We start from the raw sequence: 24,365 nt of genomic DNA, 5'->3' as shown, positions 1-24,365 counted from the left end.
TTCCCTGTGGACAAAGTTCATTGTGCGCCCATCGAACTTCGGTCGTGTGTCAGCCGAACCCCCGAAGTATGCTGTGCGGCGCATCAGGAGACACGCATGAAGACGATCAAGGGGCCGGGCATTTTCCTGGCCCAGTTCGCGGGCGATACGGCCCCGTTCCACTCGCTCGACGCCATCGCCGGCTGGGCCGCGGGCCTCGGCTACAAGGGCGTGCAAATTCCCAGCTGGGACACGCGCCTCATCGACCTGAAACGCGCCGCCGAGAGCAAGACCTACTGCGACGAGATCAAGGGCCTGCTTGCGGGCCACGGCCTGGAGATCACCGAGCTTTCGACCCACCTGCAGGGCCAGCTGGTCGCGGTGCACCCGGCCTACGACGCGGGCTTCGACGGCTTTGCGGCGCCCGAGGTGCGCGGCAATCCCGTCGCGCGCCAGCAGTGGGCGGTGCAGCAGCTGCACCATGCCGCCAAGGCCTCGGCGAACCTCGGGCTCACGGCGCACGCGACCTTCTCGGGCGCGCTGGCCTGGCCGTACCTGTATTCGTGGCCGCCGCGCCCGCCCGGCCTCATCGAGGAAGCCTTCGACGAACTGGCGCGCCGCTGGCGCCCGATCCTCGATGCCTTCGATGCCGTGGGCGTCGACGTGGGCTACGAAATTCATCCCGGCGAAGACCTGCACGATGGCGTGAGCTACGAGATGTTTTTGGAGCGCGTGAACAACCATCCGCGCGCGTGCCTGCTCTACGACCCGAGCCATTTCGTGCTGCAGCAGCTCGACTACCTGGCCTACATCGACCACTACCACGAGCGCATCAAGCTCTTCCACGTGAAGGACGCCGAGTTCAACCCGACCGGCAAGCAGGGCGTGTACGGCGGCTTCCAGAGCTGGATCAACCGCGCGGGGCGCTTCCGCTCGCTGGGCGACGGGCAGGTCGACTTCAAGGCCATCTTCTCGAAGATGGCGCAGTACGACTTTCCGGGCTGGGCAGTGCTCGAATGGGAGTGCTGCATCAAGCACCCGGAAGACGGGGCGCGCGAAGGCGCGAGCTTCATTCGCGACCACATCATCCGCGTGGCCGATCGCGCCTTCGATGACTTCGCGGCGGGAGGGGCAGACGTGGCGGCGAACCGGCGGATGCTGGGGATCTGAGCCGTGCCGGGCACGACCCAGGCGCTTGCAGCGGATGAGTTGCTATATTTTTAATAGCTGTCATTGCATGACAGACGGCCCTTCGGGGCCTTTTTCATGCAGACGTTGTTTTTAAGACAAGCAACTGTCATGCCCTGCAAGCTATAATGTCGGGTTCGTTTCGATACCACGACGAAGAATTTCGTCACTCCCGCCGGCTGACCTGCACTGTCCTTGGATTCTTCAGGCCTCTCATTTTCAAGCCGGCTTCACAGTGTGTTGGAGCGCCAGACCGGGCGCCCATGATTGCCACCACTGCCTTCGTTCCTGTTGAAGCGAATTGCGCATCCCCCGCGCCGTTGCGGCCGGTCCGCGTCCGTTTTCAATTATTTTTCAGGCTCTTCGCGCGCTGTCTCTGCGCGTGGCGCCAAGGCTTCATGGACATCATTCAACACAGTATCGCGGTGGGCAAGTACCTTGTTTCCCCGCTCATTCGACACCAGGACGACGGCGGCTATGCCGCCTCCGTCTCGATCCGCTCCGGCCACGGCAGCGGCATGCACGACCGCGTGATGCGCTTCACGCCGCGCTTTGCCAGCCATGGCGCGGCGCTCGGCTACGCCATCGAACAGGGCCTGGGTTGGGTGCGCGAACGCACACCGCTGGCCCCTCTCGCACTTCCGTGCGCGGCCTGAAACAATTACGCCCAATTCCATCTCCAACACACATCGAACGATTCAGAGGTAATCACTTATGCCCAAGGAAGAACTGATCGAAATGAACGGCGCAGTGACCGAAGTCCTGCCCGACTCGCGCTACCGCGTCACGCTCGACAACGGTCACCAGCTGATCGCCTACAGCGGCGGCAAGATGCGCAAGCACCACATCCGCATCCTGGCCGGCGACAAGGTGTCGCTCGAGCTCTCGCCCTACGACCTGACGAAGGGCCGCATCACGTTCCGTCACCTGGAACGCCGCGGCCCCCCGCCAACCAACAACAACTCGCCCCGTCGCTGAGCGACGCCCGGCCGGCCTTGCAGAGCGCCCTCCCGGAGGGGGCCCTGCAAGGCCTTTGTCTTTTCCGGGCGTCACTTTTCCTTTTGCGTCTTCCTGTCTGTATGTCTCCGGCTGCCGAACGATGAACTCCACCACCTCCCCAGCCGGCGGCCTCCAGGCCGAACCCCACGGCTTTGCCACGCTGGCGCTTTCGCCCCAGATGCTGGCCAACCTCACCCAGCTCGGCTACACGCAGATGACGGCCATCCAGGCCGCCGCACTGCCGCTGGCCTTGCTCGGCAAGGACCTGATCGCGCAGGCCAAGACCGGCAGCGGCAAGACCGCCGCCTTTGCGCTGGCGCTGCTGTCCAACCTGAACCCGCGCCGCTTCGCCATCCAGGCGATGGTGCTGTGCCCCACGCGCGAGCTGGCCGACCAGGTCACGACCGAAATCCGCCGGCTGGCGCGCGCCGAAGAAAACATCAAGGTGGTCACGCTCTGCGGCGGCGTCGCGCTGCGCGGGCAGATTGCCAGCCTGGAGCACGGCGCGCACATCGTCGTGGGCACGCCGGGCCGCATCATGGACCACCTGGAGCGCGGCAACCTCGACCTCTCGGCGATGAACACGCTGGTGCTCGACGAGGCCGACCGCATGCTCGACATGGGCTTCTTCGACGACATCGTGACGGTGGCGCGCCAGTGCCCGAAGGAACGCCAGACGCTGCTGTTCTCGGCCACGTACCCCGAAGGCATCGCCAAGCTCGCGCAGCAGTTCATGAAGAACCCCGAGCAGATCACGGTGCAGGCCCAGCATGAGGGCAGCAAGATCCGCCAGCGCTGGTACCAGGTGAAAGACAGCGAGCGGCTGCACACCGTGAGCCTGCTGCTCGACCATTTCCGTCCCGTGAGCACGCTGGCCTTCTGCAACACCAAGCAGCAGTGCCGCGACCTCGTCGAGGTGCTGCAGGGGCAGGGCTTCAGCGCGATGGCGCTGTTCGGCGAGCTGGAACAACGCGAGCGCGACCAGGTGCTGGTGCAGTTCGCCAACCGCAGCTGCTCGGTGCTCGTGGCCACCGACGTGGCGGCGCGCGGCCTGGACATCTCGCACCTCGAAGCCGTGATCAACGTCGACGTGACGCCCGACTCCGAAATCCACATCCACCGCGTGGGCCGCACCGGCCGCGTGGGCCAGCAGGGCGGCTCGGAAGGGCTGGCGCTCAACCTGGCCAGCATGAACGAGATGGGCTTCGTCGGAAAGATCGAGCAGCTGCAGGGCCGCGAATCCGAATGGCACAACCTGACCGAGCTCACGCCCGCCAAGGGCGCACCGCTCACGCCGCCGATGGCCACGCTGCAGATCGTCGGCGGGCGCAAGGAAAAGATCCGCGCCGGCGACGTGCTGGGCGCGCTGACGGGCGACTGCGGCTATGCCAAGGAGCAGGTCGGCAAGATCAACGTCAACGAGTACTCGACCTATGTTGCGGTGGACCGCAGCATTGCCGAAGAAGCCGCACGCAAGCTGGACAACGGCCGCGTGAAAGGCAAGAGCGTCAGGGTGCGCCTGCTGACACCGCAGTCGACCTGACATCCGTCCCATGCTCCCGTTTCGGCGCTTGGCAGATGAAATCTGCCGATGTGGCCTAATCGGGGGTCGAACATCCTTTTTATCCGAGCTTTCCATGCCCAAGAAAATCCGTACCGAAGCCGACCGTCTTGCCAGCCCGAAGCCGACGCCCATGCCCGGCTACACCGTGCCGCGCAACGGTGGCGGCCAGAAGATCAGCCTCGAGCGCGGCACCGCCACGCGCAGCAAGAAGAACCCGGGCAAGCGCCCCACCAAGGGCGGCTGATCCGGCCCCCGCGGCTCTTTCTTCGGAGCCACGACGAACGCGCCCCCGGGCGCGTTTTGTCATTGGGCCCGCCAAAACCAAGGCCCAAGGCCGCCATGTCCGACGACAACCAGATCTACATCCCGCCCTCGTTCTTCGCGGTCTACAGCGACGCGCGCCAGCGCCTGCGCGAACCGATCGACGTGGTGCGCGCGCGCTACGAGATCTGCGAAGACCTCGCCGGCCACCTCGTAGGCCATGCGCAGATCCAGCACCACACCGAGGTGCCGGTCGAAAGCGAGATCCTGCGGCGCATCCACGCCGGGCTCGCCACGCCCGAATCGGGCGTGGCGCCCGCCGAGGCCGGCTGGATCGTGCAGCGGCTGGCCGAGCTGCTGGGGTGGGAAGCGCCCGAGGGGTCAATTGAATAGATTCAGGCCATGACCTCCCGCACCACCGACGTCCTGCTCACCGCCATTGCGCCCGCGATCTGGGGCAGCACCTACATCGTGACCACCGAGCTGCTGCCGGCGAACTACCCGCTGACGGTGGCGCTGCTGCGCGCGCTGCCGGCGGGCCTGCTGCTGATGCTCTTCGTGCGCCAGCTGCCGCCCCGGGCGTGGTGGGGCCGCATCTTCCTGCTGGGCGCGCTGAACTTCTCGGTGCTGTGGGCGATGCTGTTCCTGGCCGCCTATCGGCTGCCGGGCGGCGTGGCGGCCACCATCACCTCGGTGCAGCCGCTGTTCGTGGTGTTCCTCGCCGGCCTGCTGCTGGGCGCGCCGGTGCGCGCGCTGTCGGTGGCAGCGGCCGTCATCGGCATGGGCGGGGTGGCGCTGCTGGTGCTCACGCCGAACGCCACGCTCGACGCGCTGGGCATCGCCGCCGCGCTCACGGCGGCCGTGTCGATGGCCTTCGGCACGGTGCTGAGCCGGCGCTGGCAGCCGCCGGTGTCGGCGCTGACCTTCACGGCCTGGCAGCTGACCGCGGGCGGCCTGCTGCTGCTGCCGGTGGCACTGTGGCTGGAACCGCCGCTGCCCGCGCTCACGGCGATGAACTGGGTCGGCTTCGCCTGGCTCGGCCTGATCGGCGCCGCACTCACCTACATCGTGTGGTTCCGCGGCGTGGCCCGGCTGGAGTCCTCGGCGATCGCGCCGCTGGCCTTCCTGAGCCCGGTGACGGCGGTGATCCTGGGTTGGGCCTTGCTGGGCCAGAGCCTGTCGGGCTGGCAGGTGGCGGGCATCGGCATCGTGATCGCGAGCATCTGGCTGAGCCAGCAGGCGCAGCGCGGTGCGCAGCCGGTGCCGGCGGTGCAGCCCGCACCCAGTCGTTGAGATTTCAGCCCACCGGGGCGGCGCGACGCAGCAGCTGCAGATAGCCGGGCTGCACTTCCATGCGCGCGGTCGCGCCCTGGCGCTGCAGCAGGCGGTGCGCCTTCGGCAGCGCCCAGCAGGGCAGGTTGGTGAACATGTGGTGCTCGCAGTGGTAGTTGACCCAGTAGGGCGCCACGAAGATGCGTTCGAGCCAGCCGGCATGCGTGGTGCGTGCCTGACGCAACGGGTCGGCCTCGTTCTGCGCCACCAGCGCATGCTCGGCGATGTTGCGCACGCGGCTCACGAGCGGCAGCCAGGTCGCCATCGGCAGCAGCCACATCAGCACCCAGGCCCACCCCACCCCGGCCAGCGTGAAGGCCAGCAGGCCCAGGCCGTTGCCGATGAGAAAGCGCTTGTCCTTTGCCAGCGCGCGCCCGAACACACGCAGCGCCGATTCGCCCGGCGCACGCTGGCGCAGGGCCTCGGCGATGTGGCCGAAGCGCTGCTTGTAGAAGGTCTGCCCGCTCAGGTCGCGCACGACCTTGCGCCACATCGAGTCGCGCGAGATCGGAAAGGGCGCCGACAGCACGAGGTCCGGGTCTTCGGTCTGCTGCACGAAGCGGTGGTGCTGCAGGTGATACGGCCGGTAGTCGCGCAGCGTGGGCGAGCACAGCCAGTAGCCGACCCAGTCGTTGACCTTGCGGTTGCGGTGCAACCCCGCGTGCGCGGCGTCGTGCATGAGGATGAACAGGCCCAGCTGGCGCGTGCCGACGATCGGCACCATGAGCGGAATGGTCCACGGCCACACGATGCCCACCACCATCGCGGCGCCGATCACGCCCCAGCAGTGCGCCACCAGCCACAGGCCCCGCCACGACGAACGCGTGGTGAGCGATTGCCACTCGTCGGGGGTGAAGAAGTCGTCGGGTTGAGCGCGGGGTGCAGCGGCCATCGGGCCAGTATGCGGCGAAGCCGCGGGCAGATCACGCGTAGTTCCCCGATGGAAACGCGTGCGGGCGAGGCCCTTCGGCCTACTTGTCGATGATTTTCCGGGCGAAGACTTCGAGGTAGTCCATGAGCCGCTCGGCACCCGCGATGGCCGCGGCCTCGTCGCCGGTGGCGATGCCCTGCGCCAGTTCGAGGTGCGCGTTGGCGCCCTCGACGATCTCGCCCTCGTGCTGGTAGGCGTACCAGAAGCGGCGGCACTGCACGATGAGCGGCACCACCGCCTTCACCGCCGAGTCGTTGTGGCTGGCGTGGTGCGTGACGAGGTCGAGCGCGCGGTCGGCGTGCATGTAGTCGGTCAGGTCACCGCGGCCCGCGGCTTCGACCATGGCCTCGGCGCAGCGCACGATGGCCTGGCGCTGCGGCGCGGTGGCGCGGCGCGCGGCGCAGGCCGCAATCAGCTGCTCGAGCACGCGGCGGGTCTGGATCACGTCGAGATGGTCGGCCAGGTCGATGGTCGACACCAGCAGGCCGCGTCGCGGCTGCTGCACGATGAGGCCGATCGACACCATGCGCATCAGCGCCTCGCGCACCGGCGTGCGGCCCAGGCCCGTGCGCTCGGCCAGATCGGCCTCGACGATCTGGCTGCCGGGCTCCAGCTGCATGGTGGACAGCAGTGCCTCGATGGCGTCGTAGGCCAGGTCGGCCGCGCGGCGCTTGGGCGGGGTCGGAGAGCGGTCTTCGGGGCGGGCATGGTGGGGATGTGGAGGTGCTCGTGCGTGTACAGATGCGGGGCCGTCATTGTCGGGCGTCGCCGGGCGTGGCGAGCCCGGCCAGTGTCTCGATGCGGACCGGCACCAGCGGCGGGCGCGGCGCGGGCGGCGTCCAGCCGAACAGGAACTGCGCCGCGTCGCCGCAGACGCGCCCCTGGCAGGCGCCCATGCCGCAGCGGCGGTGCAGCTTGGCATCGGTCCAGCCGGTGCAGGCCGAGAGCGCGGAAAACGGCACGTCCTCGCAGCGGCACACGAGCGTGTCGGGGCGGGGCAGGGCGCTGAGGTCGTCGGCCAGTGCGAAGCGGCGGTGCAGCTGGGCCGCGAAGGCATTCCAGCGGGCGCGTTCGCGGTCGTGGGTGCGAGCCTTCGCGACCTCGCCGACGGCCGCATGGCCGGCGATGGTGCCCTGCACCAGCGCGCGCTCGCTGCCGCCAAAGCCGGTGCATTCGCCGGCCGCGTAAATGCCTGCGACGCTCGTGGCCTGCAGCGCATCGACTGTGATGGCTTGCCCCGCGAGCGCGCAGCCGAGCAGTTGGCCCAGCTGCGTGTTGGGCGTGAGCCCGAAACCGCAGGCGATGCGATCGCAGGCCATCTCGACCTCGCGATCACCTTGCCGCAGGCGCACCGATTCGACCTGCGCCGTGCCTTGCGCCGAGAGCACGCGCGACGCGGTGCGGTAGCGCGCATCGGCCAGCGTGAGCGCCTGCAAGGCCTTGCCAGGCCAGCGCACGAGGCTGGCACCGAAGGCCGCGACCGAAGCGAACGACGCCTGCTCGGCGATGCGCAGCACCTGCGCGCCCGCCGCTATGGCCGTGGCTGCGGCGGCCAGCAGCAAAGGCCCGCTGCCTGCGATGACGATGCGTTCGCCCTCGACCGGCAGGCCCGCCTTGATCAGCGCCTGCAGCCCGCCCGCGCCCGTCACGCCGGGCAAGGTCCAGCCGGGGAAGGGCAGCAGCAGTTCGCGCGCGCCGGTGCACAGGATGAGTTTTGTCCATCGCATGCGCATCGCGCCGTCGGCGTCTTCGAGCAGCAGTTCATGCGAAGCAGGCGCAGCGACGACACGCGTGCCGCTGCGCACGCGGATGTTCGCGTGGCGTGCGAGCGCCTCGCGCCACTGGCGCGCCACGGGCGGCAACGACGCACCGGGGCCGTCGCGCCAGATCTGTCCGCCGGGCGCGGGGTTGTCGTCGATCACCACGACCGACGCACCACTCGGCGCCGCCGCCACGGCCGCAGCCATGCCCGCGGGGCCCGCGCCGACGACCAGCACATCGCACGTGTCGAACGCCACGCCGCTCATGCCGTCGTCTCCACGCGCATGCCCTCGGCGCACACGGTCTGGCACGCGAGGCGTCGTCGCCCATCAATCTGCACGCGGCATTCCTGGCACACGCCCATGCCGCAGAACGGCGCGCGCGGCTGGCCCGTGACCGAGGTGCGCGCCGCGCCCTTGCCGTCGACAACGCGCAAGGCGGCGGCGACCGAGCTGCCCGCCTTCACGCGCACGAGCTGGCCATCGATGTGCAGTTGCGTCTGATCGCTCATGCCACCTCTCGCAGGCCGCGCGGCGCATACGGCGCGGCGTCGAGATCGGGCGTCGCGCCGGTCATCAACGCCGTAAGCACATGCGCGCTGCCCGGCGCTGTGGTCACGCCCAGCCCTTCGTGGCCGACGGCGAGCCAGAGCTTCTCGCGCCACGGGTGCTTGCCCAGCAGCGGCAGGCCGTCGGGCGAGGCGGCGCGCAGGCCGGTCCACGCGCGCACGGCGTTCAGGCCGGCGAGCCCCGGCAGGTAGTCGAGCGTGCGCTGCAGCATGCGCGCGAGCATTGGCGCCTCGACGGCCAGGTCGGTCGTGTCGAACTGGCGCGACGAGCCCACCAGCAACTGCCCCGTGGGCCGCGGCTGCACGTTGAAGGCGACCGAGTCGCCGTCGCTGTGGTGCGCGCTGGTCACGTAGCCCAACTCGACGAGCTGGTGGTGCACCGTGCCCGGGTAGCGGTCGGTGATGAGCAGGTGGCCCTTCTTCGGGCGGATCGGCAACTCGGGGCACAGCGTCGTCGCTTCGATGCCGTTGGCAAGCACGACCTGCGGCGCGCGGCGACGGCTGCCGTCGGCCAGGCGCAGCGTGCCGTCGTCTTCAAGGGCCTCGACCTTCGCGTGTTCGACCTGCACCAATGCCGCATGCTGCGCGAGCAGCCAGCGCGCCGCATTCGGCGCATAGAGGATGCCGTCGCCCGGCACTTCGAGCGCGCCCGACAGGCCGCGGCGCAAAGCAGGCTCGGCGCGCGCGAGTTCGGCCGCAGTCAGCAGTCGGCTCTCGATGCCGAGCGCGCCCAGCCGTTGCTGCTTGCGTTCGGCCTCGGCCATTTCTTCGTCGTTCGCCGCGATCCAGAGCGTGCCGCAGGGGCTGTAGGCGCAGTCGGCACCCAGGCGCGGCGCAAGGGCGCGCCATTGCGCAACCGAATGGCGGCTGAGTTCGAGCTCGGCCGCGTTGTCGTCCATCACCACCAGGTGGCCCATGCCCGCGCCGGTGGCGCCACCGAGGCGCGCATCGAGCACGCACACGCGGCGCCCGGCCTGCGCCAGCGCATGGGCACACGCCGCGCCGACGATGCCGGCGCCGATGACGATGACGTCCGCGTCCATGCGCGCCGGTGTCAGAGCCGGATGCCCCAGCCGAAGGGATCGTCGTCTTCGATGAGCAGCGTGGCTTCGGCGCTGATGTGCGCACGGCCGCGCAGCGTGGGAATGACCTGCTCGCCGTCCATCGCGTAGCTGGCCTCGAAGACGCTGCCGATCACGCTGGCCTGCGTCCACACCGCGCCGGGCGCGAGCTTGCCGTCGGCCGCGAGGCAGGCGATCTTGGCGCTGGTGCCGGTGCCGCAGGGCGAGCGGTCGTAGGCGTTGCCGGGGCACAGCACGAAGTTGCGGCTGTCGGCGCCGGCATCGTCGTCAGCAAAGAGTTCGATGTGGTCGATCTCCGCGCCGTCCGCGCCCGTGATGCCCTGCGCCGCCAGCGCCTTGCGCAAGGCGGCCGTGTAGTCGGTCAGCGCCGCGAGGTTGTCGCTCGCCACGCGCTGGCCGTGTTCGCTCACGAGGAAGAACCAGTTGCCGCCCCACGCCACGTCGCCGCGCACGGTGCCGTGGCCGGGCAGGTCGACCGCCACCTGGTGCAGGTGCCGGTACGCGGGCACGTTGCGCACACTCACCGAGCCGTCTTCATGCAGCGTGGTCGTGACCGTGCCCACGGGCGTCTCGATGCGGTGCTCGCCCACGCCGATGCGCCCCATGTGCGCCAGGCTCGCGACCAGCCCGATGGTGCCGTGGCCGCACATGCCCAGATACCCGGCGTTGTTGAAGAAGACCACGCCGGCCGCCGCATCGGGCGACACCGGCTCGCACAACAGCGCGCCGACCACGACGTCGCTGCCGCGCGGCTCGAGCACGGCCGCTGCGCGCCACTTGTCGTGCTGATCGGCCAGCAGCGTGCGGCGCTCGGCCATGGAGCCTTTCCCCAGATCGGGAAAGCCGCCGATCACAAGGCGCGTGGGCTCGCCGCCCGTGTGCGAATCGATGACCTGGATGCGTTGCATACGTGTGCGGCTCAGTAGCTTGCAATCGGCACGGGGGCCGCGTTCTTGAACGTGAAGACGGTGATGGGCGCCTGCTTCATGTTGCCCTTGTCGTCGTAGGCGTAGGTCGCGGCCACGCCCTTGTAGGTGGTCTTGTAGAGTTCGGCGCCGACCTTGTCGGGGTCGATGGTGTTGGCCTTCTTCATCGACTCGCCGATGAACAGCACCTGGTCGTAGTACGAGGCGGCGTACGCATCGGGATCGATGTTGAAGCGCTTCTTGAACTTCTCCTTGAACGCCGGACCGCTCTGCGCCTTCTCGAGCATGGAGCCGCCCTGCGCGCAGAACACCAGGTCGTTCACCGCGTCGCCGCCGATCTTGCCGGTGGCCGGGCTGCACACGGTGTCGCCACCCAGCAGCTTGCCGGGCACCGCCAGCTGCTTCATCTGGCGCGCCATGGGCGCGGCCTGCGGCGCGTAGCCGCCGAAGAAGATCGCCTCGGGCGCCTTGCCCTTCATGTTGGTCAGGATGGCGGTGAAGTCCACGGCCTTGTCGGTGGTGAACTCCTGGCCCACGATCGTGAGGCCCTGCTTCTTGGCCTCCTTGGTGAACTCTTCGGCGAGGCCCTGGCCGAAGGCGGTGCGGTCGTCGATCACGCCGACCTTCTTCACCTTCAGTTCCTTGGCCGCGTACACGGCCATGGCGCCGCCGATCTGGTTGTCGCTGGCGATGATGCGGTACAGGTTCTTGTAGCCACCCTGCGTGACCTTCGGGTTGGTGCCCACGGTGGAGACCAGCGTGCCGCCGTCGCTGTAGATGCGCGAAGCCGGAATGGCCACGCCCGAACAGTACGGGCCCATGACGAACTTGACGCCGTCGTCGACGAATTTCTGCGCCACGCTCACGCCGGTCTTGGCGTCGCACTGGTCGTCTTCGGAGATCAGCTCGAACTTCAGCGTCTTGCCGCCGACGCTGAGCTTCTTCGCGTTGAGCTCCTCGATGGCCAGGCGGATGCCGTTTTCATTGTCCTTGCCCGCGAAGGCGTTGGGCCCCGACAGCGGACCGCTGTGACCGATCTTGACCACCTGCTCCTGCGCATGCGTGGGGCTTGCCACGGCCAAGGCAACAAGGCCCGCGAGACTGAGTGAGGAAACCATGCCTGCTTGTGACTTCATGCTTCGTCCTAGGGTTAAGAACAATGAAAAACGACAGGACCGACTCCACGGCTACCTGTCGCAGTTTAAATATATTAAGTACATATCTTGTAGATATCTGTGGGGCAAGCGCTCTTTCGGGCTGCGGGCTTCTGTGATATCTGTGAACAAACGGGGCCGTTCAGGGCGACGATCCCGCCGACGGGGAGCCTTGCTCCGCGAATGTCCCCCGCCCTTCGGGCTCCTCCTTGATTTCGCTGCGCAAGGCACCCCATCGACGTGCTCGTTGGGCAGTGCAGTGATGGATCGGGCAGCCCAACGACAGCGCCCTGCGTGCCCGGGACACTGGGTGCTTCCCGCAGCGAAATCAAGGAGGAGCGAAGCGGGGGACATTCGCGGAGGGAAGTACCCGGTGGCCCGGGCACGCGCCCCGAACAGGCGCGCCAAAAACGGTCAGTCGACCTTCGCCCCCGAAGCCTTCACCACCACCCCCATCGCATCCCAGTCCGCACGCAGCAGCTTCTGGAAAGCCTCGGCGCTCTGGCTGCGCGGTTCCACGCCCAGGCGCTTGAAGCGTTCCTGGATCACCGGATCGGCCAGCACCTTGTTGGCCGCCGCGTTGATGCGCTCGACCTCGGCCTTCGGCGTTGCGGCCGGCGCCAGCAGGCCGATCCACGAATCGAAGGCGTAGCCCGGCAAGCCGCTCTCCGCCACCGTCGGCAGCTTCGGCAGGAACGGGCTGCGCGATTGACCGGTGGAGGCCAGCAGCTTCATGCGCGCGTCGTCCTGGAAGCCCATCACGCCGATGCTCGACGAGATCACCGCCTGCACGCGGCCCGCGAGCACCTCGTTCACGGCCTCGCCGGTCGACTTGGTCGGGATGTGCGTCATCTGCAGCCCCGCCTTCGCGAGGAACGACGCCATCGCCAGGTGCGTGGCGCTGCCGTTGCCGGCCGAGGCGTAGTTGTACTTGCCCGGGTTGGCCTTGACCTCCTTGATGAAGTCGGCCGTGCTCGCCACGTTCATGCCGCTGGCCACCGCCAGCACATAGCCCGCGTTGCCCACGTTGGCCACGCCGACGAAGTCCTTCAGCGGGTCGTAGGGGAGCTTGCTGTACAGGAAGCCCGCAATGTTGTGGCTGGCCGCCGCCAGCACCAGCGTGTTGCCGTCGGCCGGCGCCTTGGCCGCGATGGCCGCGCCCACCGTGCCGCCCGCGCCCGCGCGGTTCTCGACGATGGCGCTGCCGCCGAGCGCGGCGCCCAGCTCGTTGTTGAAGGCGCGCGCCACCGTGTCCTGCACGGCGCCGGTGCCGAAGGGCACGATGATGTGGATCACGCGTTGCTGCGCATGGGCCAGGCCGAAGCTGCCCAGGGCCAGGGCGGCTGCCGCGGCAGCCAGCGAACGTCGGGTCAGCAGAGAAAAAGTCATGGGCGGGGCCGCTTTCATCATCGTCAACAAAAAAATGGGTCAGGCGCCCGACGGCAGCCAGCGCTGCACCAGCTTCACGAAGTAGCTGGCACCGATCGGGATGATCTCGTCGTTGAAGTCGAACGAGGTGTTGTGGATGATGCAAGGGCCGGGCCCGTGGCCGTCCAGCCGGTGGTCGCCGTCGCCATTGCCCAGGAAGGCGTAGCAGCCGGGCCGCGCCAGCAGCATGTGCGCGAAGTCTTCGGCGCCCATCACGGCGGGGAAGTCGTCGGTGACCATGTCGTCGCCCACCACCTCGCGCATCACGCCGGCCGCAAAGCGCGCCTCGGCCGCGTGGTTCACCACCGGCGGCGACGAGCGCTTGAAGAAGATGTCGGCCGTGCAGCCGTGCGCCATGGCCACGCCCTCGGCCACCTCGCGCAGGCGCGCCTCGATCTTGTCGATGGCCTCGACGGAAAAGGTGCGGACCGTGCCGCCCACCGAGGCTTCATCAGGAATCACGTTCGGTGCGTCGGATCCCTGCAGCTGCGTGACCGCAAGCAGGGCGCGCTCGGTGCTCGGAATGGTGCGCGGCACGATCGTCTGCAGCTGCTGCGCCAGCGTGACCACGGCGGCCACCGGGTCGATGCCGGTGTGCGGCATCGAGGCGTGCGTGCCGCGTCCGCGCAGCGTGATCTTGTAGGTGTTGCTCGACGCCATCAGCGCACCTTCATTGAGCGCAAAGCGGCCCACGTCGCCGACCGGGAAGTTGTGCAGCGCGAACACCGCGTCGCACGGAAAGCGATCGAACAGGCCCTCGTCGATCATCTTCTTGGCGCCGGCCTTGCCCATCTCTTCGGCGGGCTGGAAGATGAAATGCACCGTGCCGTCGAAATCGGTGGGCCCCTGCTGCGACAGGTGCCAGGCGGCGGCCAGCAGCATCGTCGTGTGGCCGTCGTGCCCGCAGGCGTGCATGCGGCCCGCGTGCGTGGACTTGTGGGCGAAGTCGTTGGCCTCGTTCAGCGGCAGCGCGTCCATGTCGGCGCGCAGGCCGATGGTGCGGGTGCCCGTGCCCTTGCGCAGCACGCCGACCAGGCCCGTGCCCGCGATGCCGCGGTGCACCTCGATGCCCCATTCGGTCAGCAGGCTCGCCACCTTCTCGGCCGTGCGGTGCTCCTCGAAACCGAGTTCGGGGTGCGCGTGGATGTCACGCCGGATGTCGATGAAATGGGTGGCGTGGGTGGCGAAGGCGTCGACGAGATTCATGGCGGGCGGCTGCGGATCGTTCGAGAGAGAAAACAGAAGCGAACGATTCTGGCGCAGCCGCCCGCGCGGCGCATGCTGGCTTACGCGTGGTTCAACCGCTCAGGCCAGCCGGCCTTCCTCGCGCAGCTTCGCGCCGATGCGGCGGATCTCGGCCTCGCCCTGGTCGAGCGTCGCGCGGCTGGTGTGGACCGAGTAGTGGCCCATCACCAGCTCGTGCGGATGCGGCACCGCCGAGCCGAGCACGAAGGCCGTGTCGCCCTGCGCCACGAAGCTGAGCGCCGCGTCGGACTCTTCGAACACCGCGAGTTCGCCGGTACCGATGGGCCCGCCGGTGCCGTCGCCCGCGTCGAGCTGGCCTGCGTTCACCGCCACCCAGCCCACCGTGTGGCCGGCGGGCGGCGTGTAGCGCCAGCGTTCGCCGTCCTTCAACTGCACGGCCAGGTAGTTCATCGGCGAGGGCGCCGGAATGGGGCTTTGCGCCGCGCCGTAGCGCCCGAGCAGCACGCGCGCCGGGCCGTCCTGCGGCACCTGCGAGGGCGCGAGGTAGATGCTCTGCGCGGGCGCGTTTTCCTCGGCGGCCGGCAGCGCCACCCAGAGCTGGAAGCCCTGCACGCGCGTCACGCCCGGCGCCGGTGCGCCCGTGTGCCACACGCCGTTGCCCGCGCGCATCCACTCGACGCCGCCGCCGCGCAGCACGCCCTGTTCACCGGTCGTGTCCTCGTACAGCGTGTCGCCTTCGATGAGCCACGTCAGCGTGGCGATGCCCGAGTGCGGATGCATGCCGAAGCCCTTGCGGCCGCTCGTGGTGTCGAAGCCGAAGAGGTCGAGGAACACGAAGGGCTTGAGGTACTCGCCCAGGTCGCCCGGGCTCATGAGCCGCGTGATCGGACCATGCTTGGCGCCGCGCGTGCGGTAGACGATGGCGCGGGTGTCCGTTGCAACTACTGCGTTCATACGGCCTCCCTGGCGGTCTTCAGTGCGCGGGTCCACCACGCCATGTCGTCGAGCAGGCCCGTGGCCGACTGCGCCAGGTGCGGGAAATCGTCGAACGACTTGCCTTGCTGCCAGATGCCGAGGAACTCGACCATACCGATGTGCACCGCGTGGCGCACCGGCGCCATCTGCATCTCGACCGCGACCAGCCGCAGCTGTTCCACGGCCCGCGCCGCGCCCACGCCGCCGTAGCCCACGAAGCCGATCGGCTTGCGGATGAACTCCTTGTAGGCCCAGTCGATCGCGTTCTTCAGCACCGCGCTCGGGCCGTGGTTGTACTCGGGCGTGACGATGATGAGCCCGTCGAAGGTGGCCAGCTTGGCCTGCCACCGCTGCGCGGCCTCGTTCTTCACCGGGCCCCAGGCGGGCGCGCCGGCTTCATTGAAAAAGGGCAGCGGGTGGTCGCGCAGGTCGACCAGCTCGAAGGCCAGGTCGGTGCGCTGCTTCGCGATCTCGTGGATCCAGTGCGCGGGCTTCTCGCCGAAGCGGCCTTCGCGGGTCGAGCCAATGACGATGCCGATGCGGGGTTGTTGTTGCTGTCCGGTCATGGGGTGCGTGCTCCTGAATGAAATGGGGGTGGTCGAAGGCCGCAAGGCCATGGACCCAAGGTTAGGCACGCACGCATTGATCGACTAGACGGTAGAGTCGGATTGCACTCATCCACGAACAGAAGAAATAGGCCCCGCCATGCTCGATCTCAACGACATCGCCGTCTTCGTGCAGGTGGTGCGCCACGGCAGCTTTGCCGAGGCCGGCCGCCGGCTGGGCCTGCCGCCCAACACCGTGAGCCGGCGCATCCAGCAGCTGGAGGCGCAGCTCGGCACCCGGCTGCTGCAGCGCTCGACCCGCAAGCTCACGCTGACCAGTGCCGGGCAGGACTTTCACGCGCGCTGCGCCGAGGCGGTCGACGGGCTGGTCGAGGCCGGGCAGGCGCTCATCACCGGCAGCCAGGAACCCAGCGGCCGGGTGCGCGTGGCGGCCACGGCCGATTTCTTCGACTTCTTCCCCATGGCCTGGGTGGCCGACTTCCTGGCGGCGTACCCGCTGGTGCGCATCGAGTTCGTGCTCAGCGACGCCAAGGCCGACCTGATCGCCGAACAGATCGACATCGCCTTCCGCGGCGGCGCGCTGGCCGACTCGGGCTACGTCGCCCGCCAGCTGCTCGGCCCGCGCACCGACGGCCTCGTCGCCAGCCCCGCCTACCTGGCCGCGCGCGGCACGCCCGCCACGCTGGCCGAACTGGCCGAACTGGCCGACCACGACTGCGTGACCCCCGGCCACCCCAGCGGCCGCACCACATGGCGCCTGACCGGCCCCGGCGGGAAGGAAGAAGAAGTGCACGTCGGCGGCCGCTTCAGCGGCAACACCGCGCAGGCATTGCGCAAGGCCGCCATCGCCGGCCTGGGCATCGCGCTGTTGCCGCCGGCCATGGGACGGCTCGACGTGGAGGCCGGGCGGCTGGTGCCGGTGCTGCCGCAGTACCAGCGCACCGGGCACGGGCTCAGCGTGGTCTACCCGAGCCGCAAGCACCTGCCGCGGGCGGTGTCGGCGTTCATTGAAATGGTGATGGAAGGGCTGACGGGCAACACAGAAACGCTACCAAGAATATTTCGAGTCCAAGAGACTTGACAGCTGATGTCGCGATTGAACAGCGTCTTTCAGGGTAGTCACGCGATACGAATCGATGGTGCCTGCTCTAAAAGAGAGGCTTGTCCGCGATGCACGTTAAGGATCTTGGGCGTACAAAATGAAGTGGCGGCCTCAATATCTTGTCGACGAAAAATTCTTCAGGCTCTCGGAAACCTCATTCCCCGAAAATTCTCCCAAATTAAGCCCGCACGACATCTTCTTTCGCCAAAATTATAAATCTCCATTTACTTTAATAAAAATGCCCATCATTAGCAGCGACGCCGCAGAATTGGCAATATCCAACATTGCAAATTTCGGTGACACCGATATTTTTCCGTTCCCGATAGAGAATCACATTTTTTTTGACGCCCCAGACGATGTTAAGAAAATTCTTTTTTACATCGACGCAGATTTTGAAAAAGCCTCTTCTGATATCCCCATATTAAGCTCCAAAGATTTATCGGTCGTAGGTTACAGCGGATTTCGCTGGGGAACTCAAATTGACCCGATATGGAACGCTTATTTGCTTGCCTTGACACTCACAATCGCTGGCGACCTAGAGAAACGAAGGGTTTCGAATCAAATTGTTTTCTCCTACCGACATCTCCCACAAAAAGATAAACACTCAATATTTGACCGGGAAATTGGCTGGCACCAATTTCAAGAAAAATCTATCGAGATGGTGAAGAGTTTTGATTATGTCCTTCGCTGCGATATCTCCGATTTTTATCCTCGAATTTATCATCATCGACTTGAGAATGCCTTAAGTGCTGCGACAAACAATCGAAGCGCAAGCAATCGCATAATGAAGATACTGGGCGCCATTTCTGGTGGCGCCTCTTATGGGTTGCCCGTGGGAGGGCCCGCCTCTCGAATTCTGAGTGAAATCCTACTAAACAGAATTGATCGCCTTCTAATCGGAGAGCAAATAAAGTTTTGCCGATTTGTCGACGACTATGTGATATTCGCAAACAGCCGAGAAGAAGCATACACCGCTCTAATCAATCTAACGAGCCTTCTACTAAACAATGAAGGCCTGTCTTTGCAAAAGGCAAAAACTCGCGTGATGTCTAGAGCCGAATTCCTAGGAACCTCGGAATTTTCAATCGAGACAAAAAATGAAGAAAGCCAAGACGAAGAGCAAGAAAGAGCCTTCCGAAGGCTGCGCGTTTACTATGACCCATATTCTCCAACCGCAGAATCCGATTATCAACAACTGCGTTCAGAGTTGGATAATTTTGATATTGTTGGAATGCTTGGAAGAGAGCTTGCCAAAAGCAGAGTTGACGAAAGTTTGACGCGCCGCCTGATTTCAGCACTCAAGCATTTGGCTCCTGCCGTGCAAAACGACGCGGTGTTGTCTCTTTTGAAGAGCATTGATTTACTTTATCCAATTTTCCCCTCTGTAATGAATTTGTGTCGAGGCTTAATTGACATATTGACTCCACAGGTAAAAGACGAACTTTACAAAACGCTCCGAAATCTCATCACCGATAACTCATATGTGACGCAAGTGCCAACTAATTTGGCGTTTTCCTTAAGAACCTTGGCCTCCGATAATTCTGAGGAAACGGAAATACTACTGGCATCCGCTTTCAAACGAAGCGACAGCATGATGGTTCGCCGAGACATCATTCTTATGATGGCACAGCGTCGCGCAGATCACTGGGTTTCAAATTGCAGACGAAGTTTTTCTACTTTGACAATTTGGGAGCGCAGAGCTTTACTCGTAAGCTCTTACACTCTCGGAGATGAGGGAGAACACTGGCGAAAATCAATACGACGCGACCTCAATGAATTCGATAAGTTGCTACTCAAATGGGCAGGTGACGCCAAAGCCAAAAAGGGTGACGCCTGGCAGGTGATTTTGTGATATCAGAGCACAAATTTATTTCGAGCTATACATCTGTGTGGCGCGAAGTGATGCCGCTAGGGGATAGCTACTGGCGTCGAGAAAATCTATTCCTTCATCAAATTCATCCCGCCATATCAACGCAAACAAATACGGGACTACGGGGTTTTGTCAACGAACTCGCTTTTTCAGCATTTTGTCTCACGCGAAATGAGGAGATGTCAAAGCGTAGAACATCCATCATCAACGCTATAGACAATTCGATCCCAAGCACAATTGCCTACATAAATAGATTTACTTATCCGAGCGCAATGGACGCTTCAGACGTAAGCGCAACTTGCATTCAAGAAGCCTCTGCGATCGCCAGCAATTTGTTAGACACCTTTCCAGCAAAACCTGGCGACGTACTTCGCCCGAAATTTCTTGGTTGCGGAATACTCGGCGCAGCCGAGGGTGACATAATCTCCTCAGGCTGCCTTTATGAAATAAAAGCGGGCGCCAGAGCGTTTCGAATTTCCGACATACGGCAACTACTGGTTTATTCAACCTTGGCATATGCCAGTGGATCTTTGGAATTTGACCGCATTGGGCTGTGCAACCCCAGAACGGGAGCATTCTGGGTCAAGTCTTTGGATTCGATATGCCAATCCATTAGCGGACTTAAAGCGAGCGATGTTTTGTCAAATCTTGCGCGACACTTTGACTCCCTTGATTCCTATCAAAGTTAAGCTTAAGCCGTACCATCAACTATGAAAATCGAAAAAGACACCGTCGTCACCCTCAAGTACAAAGTCGCCGATGCCCAGGGCAAGCTCATCGAAGCCAGCCCCGAGCCGATGGCCTACCTGCATGGCGGTTACGAGAACACCCTGCCCAAGATCGAGCAAGCGCTCGACGGCCAGGAAAAGGGCTTCCAGACCACGCTGAACCTCGCCCCCGAAGACGCCTTCGGCCTGCGCGACGAAGCCTTGGTGCGCACCATTCCCAAGACCGAGTTCCCGCCCGGCGTGAAGGTCGGCGGCCAGCTGCAGGGCCGGCTCGATGACGGCACCGAGCACGTGTTCACCGTGACCAAGATTAAAGGCCCGGTCGTGCTGCTCGACGGCAACCACCCCTGGGCCGGCAAGGCGCTGAAGTTCAGCCTGCAGGTGACGGACGTGCGCGCGGCGCTGCCGGTGGAGATTGAGCATCGGCATGTGCATGGGGCGCATGGGCACCATCACTAAGACGCAGCCGCGCACCCGATGGAGCTCACCAGTGTTTCCGGATTTCTGGGCCTCCTGCCGCCAGCCCTGATTGCGTTTGCGTTTGTCTGGGCGATCCTGCGCGCAGGATCACGGCAGGTCGTCGTTCACCGGCTTTGGCAGTTTGTTCGTGGGAAGCAAGAAATTGCCGACCCCGAAGTCCGGGCGTTCGCCGAGGAAGAGGCGAGCTTCATCTCGTTTCGGATCCTGGCGGGCGTTCCCGTTTCCTCGCTCGAGAAGGCCCATGAACTCATTCGCTGGACGAAGCTGAATGATGTGCAGATGTACCGTCTGCGCCTGTGCGGTGATTTCTTCGATCCGGACGCCCGGCAGGTCAAAGTAGACAAGCTTCCGTCGAGCTTCACTCAAAAGCTGAGGGCCGCAGGACTGTTCTGGTGGCTGCTTGTCGCCGCGCTGAGTTTCGGCAGTCTGTTTCTCGACCGAACCGTCATGACCCTCAACGCGACACAGCGGCATTTCTTTGCGACGTCCACACAGGTCGGGAGTCTCGGTTCGATCCTTCCTTTTGGCCCCAAATCGTTGAAGGCCACGGACTGCACACGCCCTCCCAGCGCCAACGCGCAACGAAGTGGATTCACTGAGCAGGAAGTAGGCATCCTTTGCACGATCCTCACGGACAGCGGCGCCGATGCCTTTCTCAAGCGCACGCTTGCCGATCAATTCTGGTCGTCTGTCAAGCTGTTCGGCGTGAGTGCCGTGCTGTTCTGGATGAGCTTCTTTTCATGGGTCGCTGGAGCTTCCGCCAAGAAACTCGCAGGAAGGCAGATCGACCCAGCCGTGCCGGGCGCCCAGCTGAGCCTGGGCCTCTCGACCTGATGTCAGCGCCGACGGTGCGACAGCAACACCGTCACTTCTTCCAGAACCTCGGCGCCTCGCCGATCTCTTCCAGCGCCTTGCGGCACGCCGTCGCCCTCCCTGCGCGGCGCGCACTGAACCAGCCGACCGCAAACCACGCGCGCGGGTCGCGCGATGCGACCTCGCGGTACAGCGCGAGCGCCACCGCCTCGTCGTTGAACTCGCCCAGCGCGTCTTGTGCGGGGCGCAAGGCTTTCAGGTAGCGCTCGGCCGCGTCCTTCTTCTTTTTGCCGCCGTCCGTCTCCACGAACAACGGCGCGACGAACTCCGCCAGGTAGCGCAAACGCTTGAGCCGCTTGCGTGCGCGGTGCTGGTGTTCGGTGGCGAGCGATTCGAAACGCTCGCCGTCGCGCACCGACTGCTTGTGCAGGCGCTGGAGCCGTTCGCGCAGCAGCTGGCGGGCCTCGTCGGCGGCCAACGGCGCAGACCCCGTCGACGACGGCGTGGCGGCAGTGAAGCCGATCAGCGACACCAGCACGTCCTGGAACGCCGCGGCACGCACGATGTCGCCGGGTGTCAGTGCCGACGCTGCTGCGCTGTCGTCGGCATCACCCGCCAACGGATCGACCTCCGGCGCACCCGCCTCGCGCAGCAGCGGCTGCGCAAGTTTCACGACCTGTTCGCGATCCCGCAGATCGCCCAACGCACGGAAGGCGTCGACGAGCGGCGGCTCCCAGGTGGCGGCGTCGAAGCGGCTCGTGTCGGCGTCGAGCCCCGCGAATTCGCGCAGCGCGGTGCGCAGGCGGCGGATGCCGATGCGCAGCTGGTGGATCTGTTCTTCGTCGGTGCTGCCTGCGGCGATCTCGCTGGCGTTGGGCAGCATCTGGCCCAGGCACGACGCGACCACGGCCTGCTGGAGGGTGCGGCCATCGAGGCCGTGGGCCGGGAAGCGCGGCGCTTCGGCCTTGACGGCGGGCACGGTCTCCTGCTCGGCCAGCAGGCGCATGCCGCGCTCGGCCTTCGAGACGGTGCTGAACCACAGGCCGTGCTGCTGCGACCAGCGCCGCGCGAGCGCCACGAGCCCCTGCACGTCGCCGCTCTTGAGTTCGAGCTCCAGCTCGCACACGGGCGAGGTGCGCTGCGCCGGCGTGCCCGCGTGCACGACGACCTTGCCGACGTCGAGCGCCATCTCGACGACGGCGCCGCCCGGGCCGCTCACGCGCAGGTCGCGCGTGAGCCGCACGATGTCGGTCGACTGACGTTCGACCAGCGGCACCGCATTGCCATCGGCTGGCTGCAGCAGGCGGGCCAGCCGCTCGCCGACGGGCGTGCCGGCGTGGCGCGCAGGGTCGATGGCGGGCGCGGCGGCGCCGGTGCCCAGGTCGACGTTGTGCTCGAGCCGGTGCAGCGCGTTGTCGCCGGCGGCCTTGACGGTCTGCACCCAGCGCCGGCCCTCCTTGCGCAGGCGCAGCACCATGCCGTCGGCGACGAGGCGCTGGTCGGCGGTGTCGAAATAGCGGGCTTGCAGGCGCGTGCGCACGACGGCGCCGCGCCGCAATGCGGTATCGACGGCCTTCAGGCGGTCGGGGGGGATGCAGAACTTGAACTCGATTTCCATGGTGTTCATGATGCCCGCTCTTCTTCTCCCTCAGCGACGTGGTGCCGGCCGATTCCGGAGGCTCAAAAAATCATGTGGACACCGTCCATTTTCTTTGATATCTTTTGTGGACGGCGTACACAAGACGTCGGCAAACACCCCTTTCACCTTCATCGACACAGGAAAGACACCATGGCCACCCAACAGATCTTCGTGAACCTCCCCGTCAAGAACCTCGACAAGAGCAAGGCGTTCTTCGGCGCGCTGGGCTACACTTTCAACCCGAAGTTCACCGACGCCAACGCCGCCTGCATGGTCATCCACGAAGGCAGCATCCACGCGATGCTGCTGATGGAAGACTTCTTCAAGACGTTCACGACCAAGGCCATCACCGACACCCGCACGAGCACCGAGGTGCTGGTGTGCCTGTCGTGCGAGAGCCGCGCCGAGGTCGAAGACCTGGTCGCCAAGGCGGTGGCCGCGGGCGCCACGACGCCGAGCGAGCCGAAGGACTACGGCTTCATGTACGGCCACGGCTTCCAGGACCTGGACGGCCACCTGTGGGAGCTGGTCTACATGGACCCGAACGCCGAGATGCCCGCGCAGTAACACCGGCCCGGACGATGCCCATCGTTCCATATGCGCTCTTGATCGTTGCGCGGAAGGCACCTACCGAAAGGCGGCGGCGCCCCGATATTCCTGGTTCAGGCACGGCCCGCATGGCGGCCGTGCCCACCCCACCCAGGAGTCCCGACATGTCCGACAGCAACGAAAGCAGCAGCAAGAGCAGCCCGTCTCCCATCGTCCAGGTTCAGCCACTCGGCTTCCCGTGGCAGACGCTGGACCCGTTCCTGTTCTGCGTCTACCACGACGACGCGTACCCGAAGGCCAACGGCCGCATGGGCCCCGAGGCCTCGCTGGCCGGCCGCCAGATCGGCCAGGACTTCAGCCGCAAAGACGGCTGGAGCATGTACCACGGCGAAACGGTACCGGGCTTTCCCTCGCACCCGCACCGCGGCTTCGAGACGGTGACCATCGTGCGCAAGGGCCTGGTCGACCATTCCGATTCGCTGGGCGCCACGGCGCGCTTCGGCGGCGGCGATGTGCAGTGGCTCACGGCCGGCAAGGGCATCGTGCATTCGGAGATGTTCCCGCTGCTCGACGCCACGGCGCCGAACCCGCTGGAGCTGTTCCAGATCTGGCTCAACCTGCCGGCAAAGAACAAGATGGTCGATCCCCACTTCACGATGTTCTGGTCGGAGGCGATCCCGCGCTTCGCCTCGGACGACGCGCAGGGCGGCCGCACCGAGGTGGCGGTGATCGCCGGGCGCTTCAGCGGCGATAGCGCGTTGGCCCAAGCCGCCATCGACCCGCTCGCGCCACCGCCCGATTCATGGGCCGCGCAGGCCGGTGCCGACCTCGCGATCTGGACGCTGCGCATGACGCCCGGCGCGCGCTGGACACTGCCGCCCGCCACCGGCGAAGGCACGCGGCGCATGCTGTATTTCTTCAAGGGCGCGACCGCGCAGGTGGCGGGCCGGCGCGTGGACGGGCCGGCGGCCATCGAGCTGCGCGCCGACGCGGCCGTGGAACTGTGCAACGGCCCCGAGGGCGACGGCGAGTTTCTGCTGATGCAGGGCCGCCCGATCGGCGAGCCGGTGGCGCAGTACGGCCCCTTCGTGATGAACACGCAGGCCGAGATCAGCCAGACGATGGCCGACTACCGCCGCACGCAATTTGGTGGCTGGCCCTGGGCCGACCCGGCGCCGGTGCACGGCGCCGAGGCCGCGCGCTTTGCACGGCATCCGGACGGGCGCGAGGAAGTGCCGGGGGCTTGATCTGCCGCTGAAACTGC

General features: G+C 65.8%; 26 protein-coding genes. 14 read left to right on the top strand and 12 right to left on the bottom strand.

What is annotated here, in order from left to right; all coding sequences use genetic code 11:
* Positions 1 to 96: 96 nt before the first annotated feature.
* The 7 genes from GFK26_RS07545 to GFK26_RS07520 all read left to right on the top strand — a co-directional run bounded on the left by GFK26_RS07545 (position 97) and on the right by GFK26_RS07520 (position 5,284).
* Positions 97 to 1,149 (top strand): sugar phosphate isomerase/epimerase family protein, encoded by a 1,053-nt coding sequence (locus GFK26_RS07545; RefSeq protein ID WP_153281454.1) that lies wholly within the window; start codon positions 97 to 99, stop codon positions 1,147 to 1,149.
* Between the two features lie 416 nt (positions 1,150 to 1,565).
* Positions 1,566 to 1,823 carry a hypothetical protein gene (locus GFK26_RS07540; RefSeq protein WP_153285887.1) on the top strand — a complete coding sequence of 86 codons (258 nt, stop codon included), beginning with the start codon at positions 1,566 to 1,568 and terminating at the stop codon, positions 1,821 to 1,823.
* A gap of 58 nt (positions 1,824 to 1,881) precedes the next feature.
* Positions 1,882 to 2,145 carry a translation initiation factor IF-1 gene (gene infA, locus GFK26_RS07535; RefSeq protein ID WP_056575080.1) on the top strand — a complete coding sequence of 88 codons (264 nt, stop codon included), beginning with the start codon at positions 1,882 to 1,884 and terminating at the stop codon, positions 2,143 to 2,145.
* 121 nt (positions 2,146 to 2,266) lie between these two features.
* Positions 2,267 to 3,709, top strand: coding sequence for an ATP-dependent RNA helicase DbpA (gene dbpA / locus GFK26_RS07530; protein ID WP_153281453.1), 1,443 nt, complete (start codon positions 2,267 to 2,269; stop codon positions 3,707 to 3,709).
* Positions 3,710 to 3,803: 94 nt separating this feature from the next.
* Positions 3,804 to 3,974, top strand: coding sequence for a hypothetical protein (locus GFK26_RS33980; RefSeq protein WP_194274047.1), 171 nt, complete (start codon positions 3,804 to 3,806; stop codon positions 3,972 to 3,974).
* 95 nt (positions 3,975 to 4,069) lie between these two features.
* Positions 4,070 to 4,384 (top strand): hypothetical protein, encoded by a 315-nt coding sequence (locus GFK26_RS07525; RefSeq protein WP_153281452.1) that lies wholly within the window; start codon positions 4,070 to 4,072, stop codon positions 4,382 to 4,384.
* A 9-nt stretch (positions 4,385 to 4,393) separates the two neighbouring features.
* On the top strand, positions 4,394 to 5,284 hold the full coding sequence (locus GFK26_RS07520; protein WP_153281451.1) for an EamA family transporter: 891 nt from the start codon (positions 4,394 to 4,396) through the stop codon (positions 5,282 to 5,284).
* A gap of 4 nt (positions 5,285 to 5,288) precedes the next feature.
* Here GFK26_RS07520 and GFK26_RS07515 read toward each other — a convergent pair whose 3' ends face one another.
* The 11 genes from GFK26_RS07515 to GFK26_RS07465 all read right to left on the bottom strand — a co-directional run bounded on the left by GFK26_RS07515 (position 5,289) and on the right by GFK26_RS07465 (position 15,920).
* Positions 5,289 to 6,215 carry a fatty acid desaturase family protein gene (locus GFK26_RS07515; protein WP_153281450.1) on the bottom strand — a complete coding sequence of 309 codons (927 nt, stop codon included), beginning with the start codon at positions 6,213 to 6,215 and terminating at the stop codon, positions 5,289 to 5,291.
* A gap of 79 nt (positions 6,216 to 6,294) precedes the next feature.
* Positions 6,295 to 6,909, bottom strand: a complete 615-nt coding sequence (locus GFK26_RS07510) for a GntR family transcriptional regulator (protein ID WP_153285886.1) — start codon at positions 6,907 to 6,909, stop codon at positions 6,295 to 6,297.
* 97 nt (positions 6,910 to 7,006) lie between these two features.
* On the bottom strand, positions 7,007 to 8,281 hold the full coding sequence (locus GFK26_RS07505) for an NAD(P)/FAD-dependent oxidoreductase (RefSeq protein ID WP_153281449.1): 1,275 nt from the start codon (positions 8,279 to 8,281) through the stop codon (positions 7,007 to 7,009).
* Complete coding sequence (locus tag GFK26_RS07500; RefSeq protein WP_153281448.1) at positions 8,278 to 8,526, bottom strand: (2Fe-2S)-binding protein; 249 nt, start codon at positions 8,524 to 8,526, stop codon at positions 8,278 to 8,280. Before GFK26_RS07500 ends, GFK26_RS07505 begins: the two co-directional genes overlap by 4 nt.
* On the bottom strand, positions 8,523 to 9,626 hold the full coding sequence (locus tag GFK26_RS07495; RefSeq protein WP_153281447.1) for an NAD(P)/FAD-dependent oxidoreductase: 1,104 nt from the start codon (positions 9,624 to 9,626) through the stop codon (positions 8,523 to 8,525). Before GFK26_RS07495 ends, GFK26_RS07500 begins: the two co-directional genes overlap by 4 nt.
* A gap of 11 nt (positions 9,627 to 9,637) precedes the next feature.
* Positions 9,638 to 10,573: a 4-hydroxyproline epimerase gene (locus tag GFK26_RS07490; protein WP_153281446.1), complete on the bottom strand. Its 936-nt coding sequence runs from the start codon at positions 10,571 to 10,573 to the stop codon at positions 9,638 to 9,640.
* An 11-nt stretch (positions 10,574 to 10,584) separates the two neighbouring features.
* Entirely contained in the window at positions 10,585 to 11,727 is a 1,143-nt protein-coding gene (locus tag GFK26_RS07485; RefSeq protein ID WP_153281445.1) for a branched-chain amino acid ABC transporter substrate-binding protein, read from the bottom strand.
* Positions 11,728 to 12,159: 432 nt separating this feature from the next.
* A complete protein-coding gene (locus tag GFK26_RS07480; RefSeq protein WP_153285885.1) occupies positions 12,160 to 13,152 on the bottom strand; it encodes a tripartite tricarboxylate transporter substrate-binding protein in 993 nt (330 codons plus the stop codon).
* Between the two features lie 21 nt (positions 13,153 to 13,173).
* Complete coding sequence (locus GFK26_RS07475; protein WP_153281444.1) at positions 13,174 to 14,379, bottom strand: M20 aminoacylase family protein; 1,206 nt, start codon at positions 14,377 to 14,379, stop codon at positions 13,174 to 13,176.
* Between the two features lie 99 nt (positions 14,380 to 14,478).
* Entirely contained in the window at positions 14,479 to 15,333 is an 855-nt protein-coding gene (locus GFK26_RS07470; RefSeq protein WP_153281443.1) for a pirin family protein, read from the bottom strand.
* On the bottom strand, positions 15,330 to 15,920 hold the full coding sequence (locus tag GFK26_RS07465) for an NADPH-dependent FMN reductase (RefSeq protein WP_153281442.1): 591 nt from the start codon (positions 15,918 to 15,920) through the stop codon (positions 15,330 to 15,332). Before GFK26_RS07465 ends, GFK26_RS07470 begins: the two co-directional genes overlap by 4 nt.
* A gap of 139 nt (positions 15,921 to 16,059) precedes the next feature.
* Here GFK26_RS07465 and GFK26_RS07460 point away from each other — a divergent pair, with 139 nt between their 5' ends.
* From GFK26_RS07460 to GFK26_RS07445, 5 genes are all read left to right on the top strand, one after another.
* Positions 16,060 to 17,001 (top strand): LysR family transcriptional regulator, encoded by a 942-nt coding sequence (locus GFK26_RS07460; RefSeq protein ID WP_153281441.1) that lies wholly within the window; start codon positions 16,060 to 16,062, stop codon positions 16,999 to 17,001.
* Positions 17,002 to 17,119: 118 nt separating this feature from the next.
* Entirely contained in the window at positions 17,120 to 18,874 is a 1,755-nt protein-coding gene (locus GFK26_RS07455) for an RNA-directed DNA polymerase (protein ID WP_153281440.1), read from the top strand.
* 290 nt (positions 18,875 to 19,164) lie between these two features.
* Entirely contained in the window at positions 19,165 to 19,581 is a 417-nt protein-coding gene (locus GFK26_RS34175; protein WP_228121940.1) for a hypothetical protein, read from the top strand.
* A 21-nt stretch (positions 19,582 to 19,602) separates the two neighbouring features.
* Complete coding sequence (locus GFK26_RS07450) at positions 19,603 to 20,079, top strand: FKBP-type peptidyl-prolyl cis-trans isomerase (RefSeq protein ID WP_101490752.1); 477 nt, start codon at positions 19,603 to 19,605, stop codon at positions 20,077 to 20,079.
* Positions 20,080 to 20,097: 18 nt separating this feature from the next.
* Positions 20,098 to 20,934, top strand: coding sequence for a DUF6216 family protein (locus GFK26_RS07445; protein ID WP_153281439.1), 837 nt, complete (start codon positions 20,098 to 20,100; stop codon positions 20,932 to 20,934).
* Between the two features lie 31 nt (positions 20,935 to 20,965).
* Here GFK26_RS07445 and GFK26_RS07440 read toward each other — a convergent pair whose 3' ends face one another.
* A complete protein-coding gene (locus GFK26_RS07440) occupies positions 20,966 to 22,540 on the bottom strand; it encodes a CYTH and CHAD domain-containing protein (protein ID WP_153281438.1) in 1,575 nt (524 codons plus the stop codon).
* A 162-nt stretch (positions 22,541 to 22,702) separates the two neighbouring features.
* On the opposite strand from GFK26_RS07440, the gene GFK26_RS07435 reads away from it, so the two are divergent.
* Both GFK26_RS07435 and GFK26_RS07430 read left to right on the top strand, forming a co-directional pair.
* The gene (locus GFK26_RS07435; RefSeq protein ID WP_153281436.1) at positions 22,703 to 23,119 is read left to right on the top strand and encodes a VOC family protein; all 417 of its coding nucleotides are present in this window, start codon (positions 22,703 to 22,705) and stop codon (positions 23,117 to 23,119) included.
* Between the two features lie 146 nt (positions 23,120 to 23,265).
* A complete protein-coding gene (locus tag GFK26_RS07430; protein ID WP_194274046.1) occupies positions 23,266 to 24,348 on the top strand; it encodes a pirin family protein in 1,083 nt (360 codons plus the stop codon).
* Positions 24,349 to 24,365 lie beyond the last annotated feature (17 nt).

The sequence above is a fragment of the Variovorax paradoxus genome (assembly GCF_009498455.1).
GTDB classification, from domain to species: Bacteria; Pseudomonadota; Gammaproteobacteria; order Burkholderiales; family Burkholderiaceae_C; genus Variovorax; species Variovorax paradoxus_H.
The sequence above is the reverse complement of the archived record's forward strand: the minus strand, read 5'-3'. Positions and strand labels throughout refer to the sequence as shown.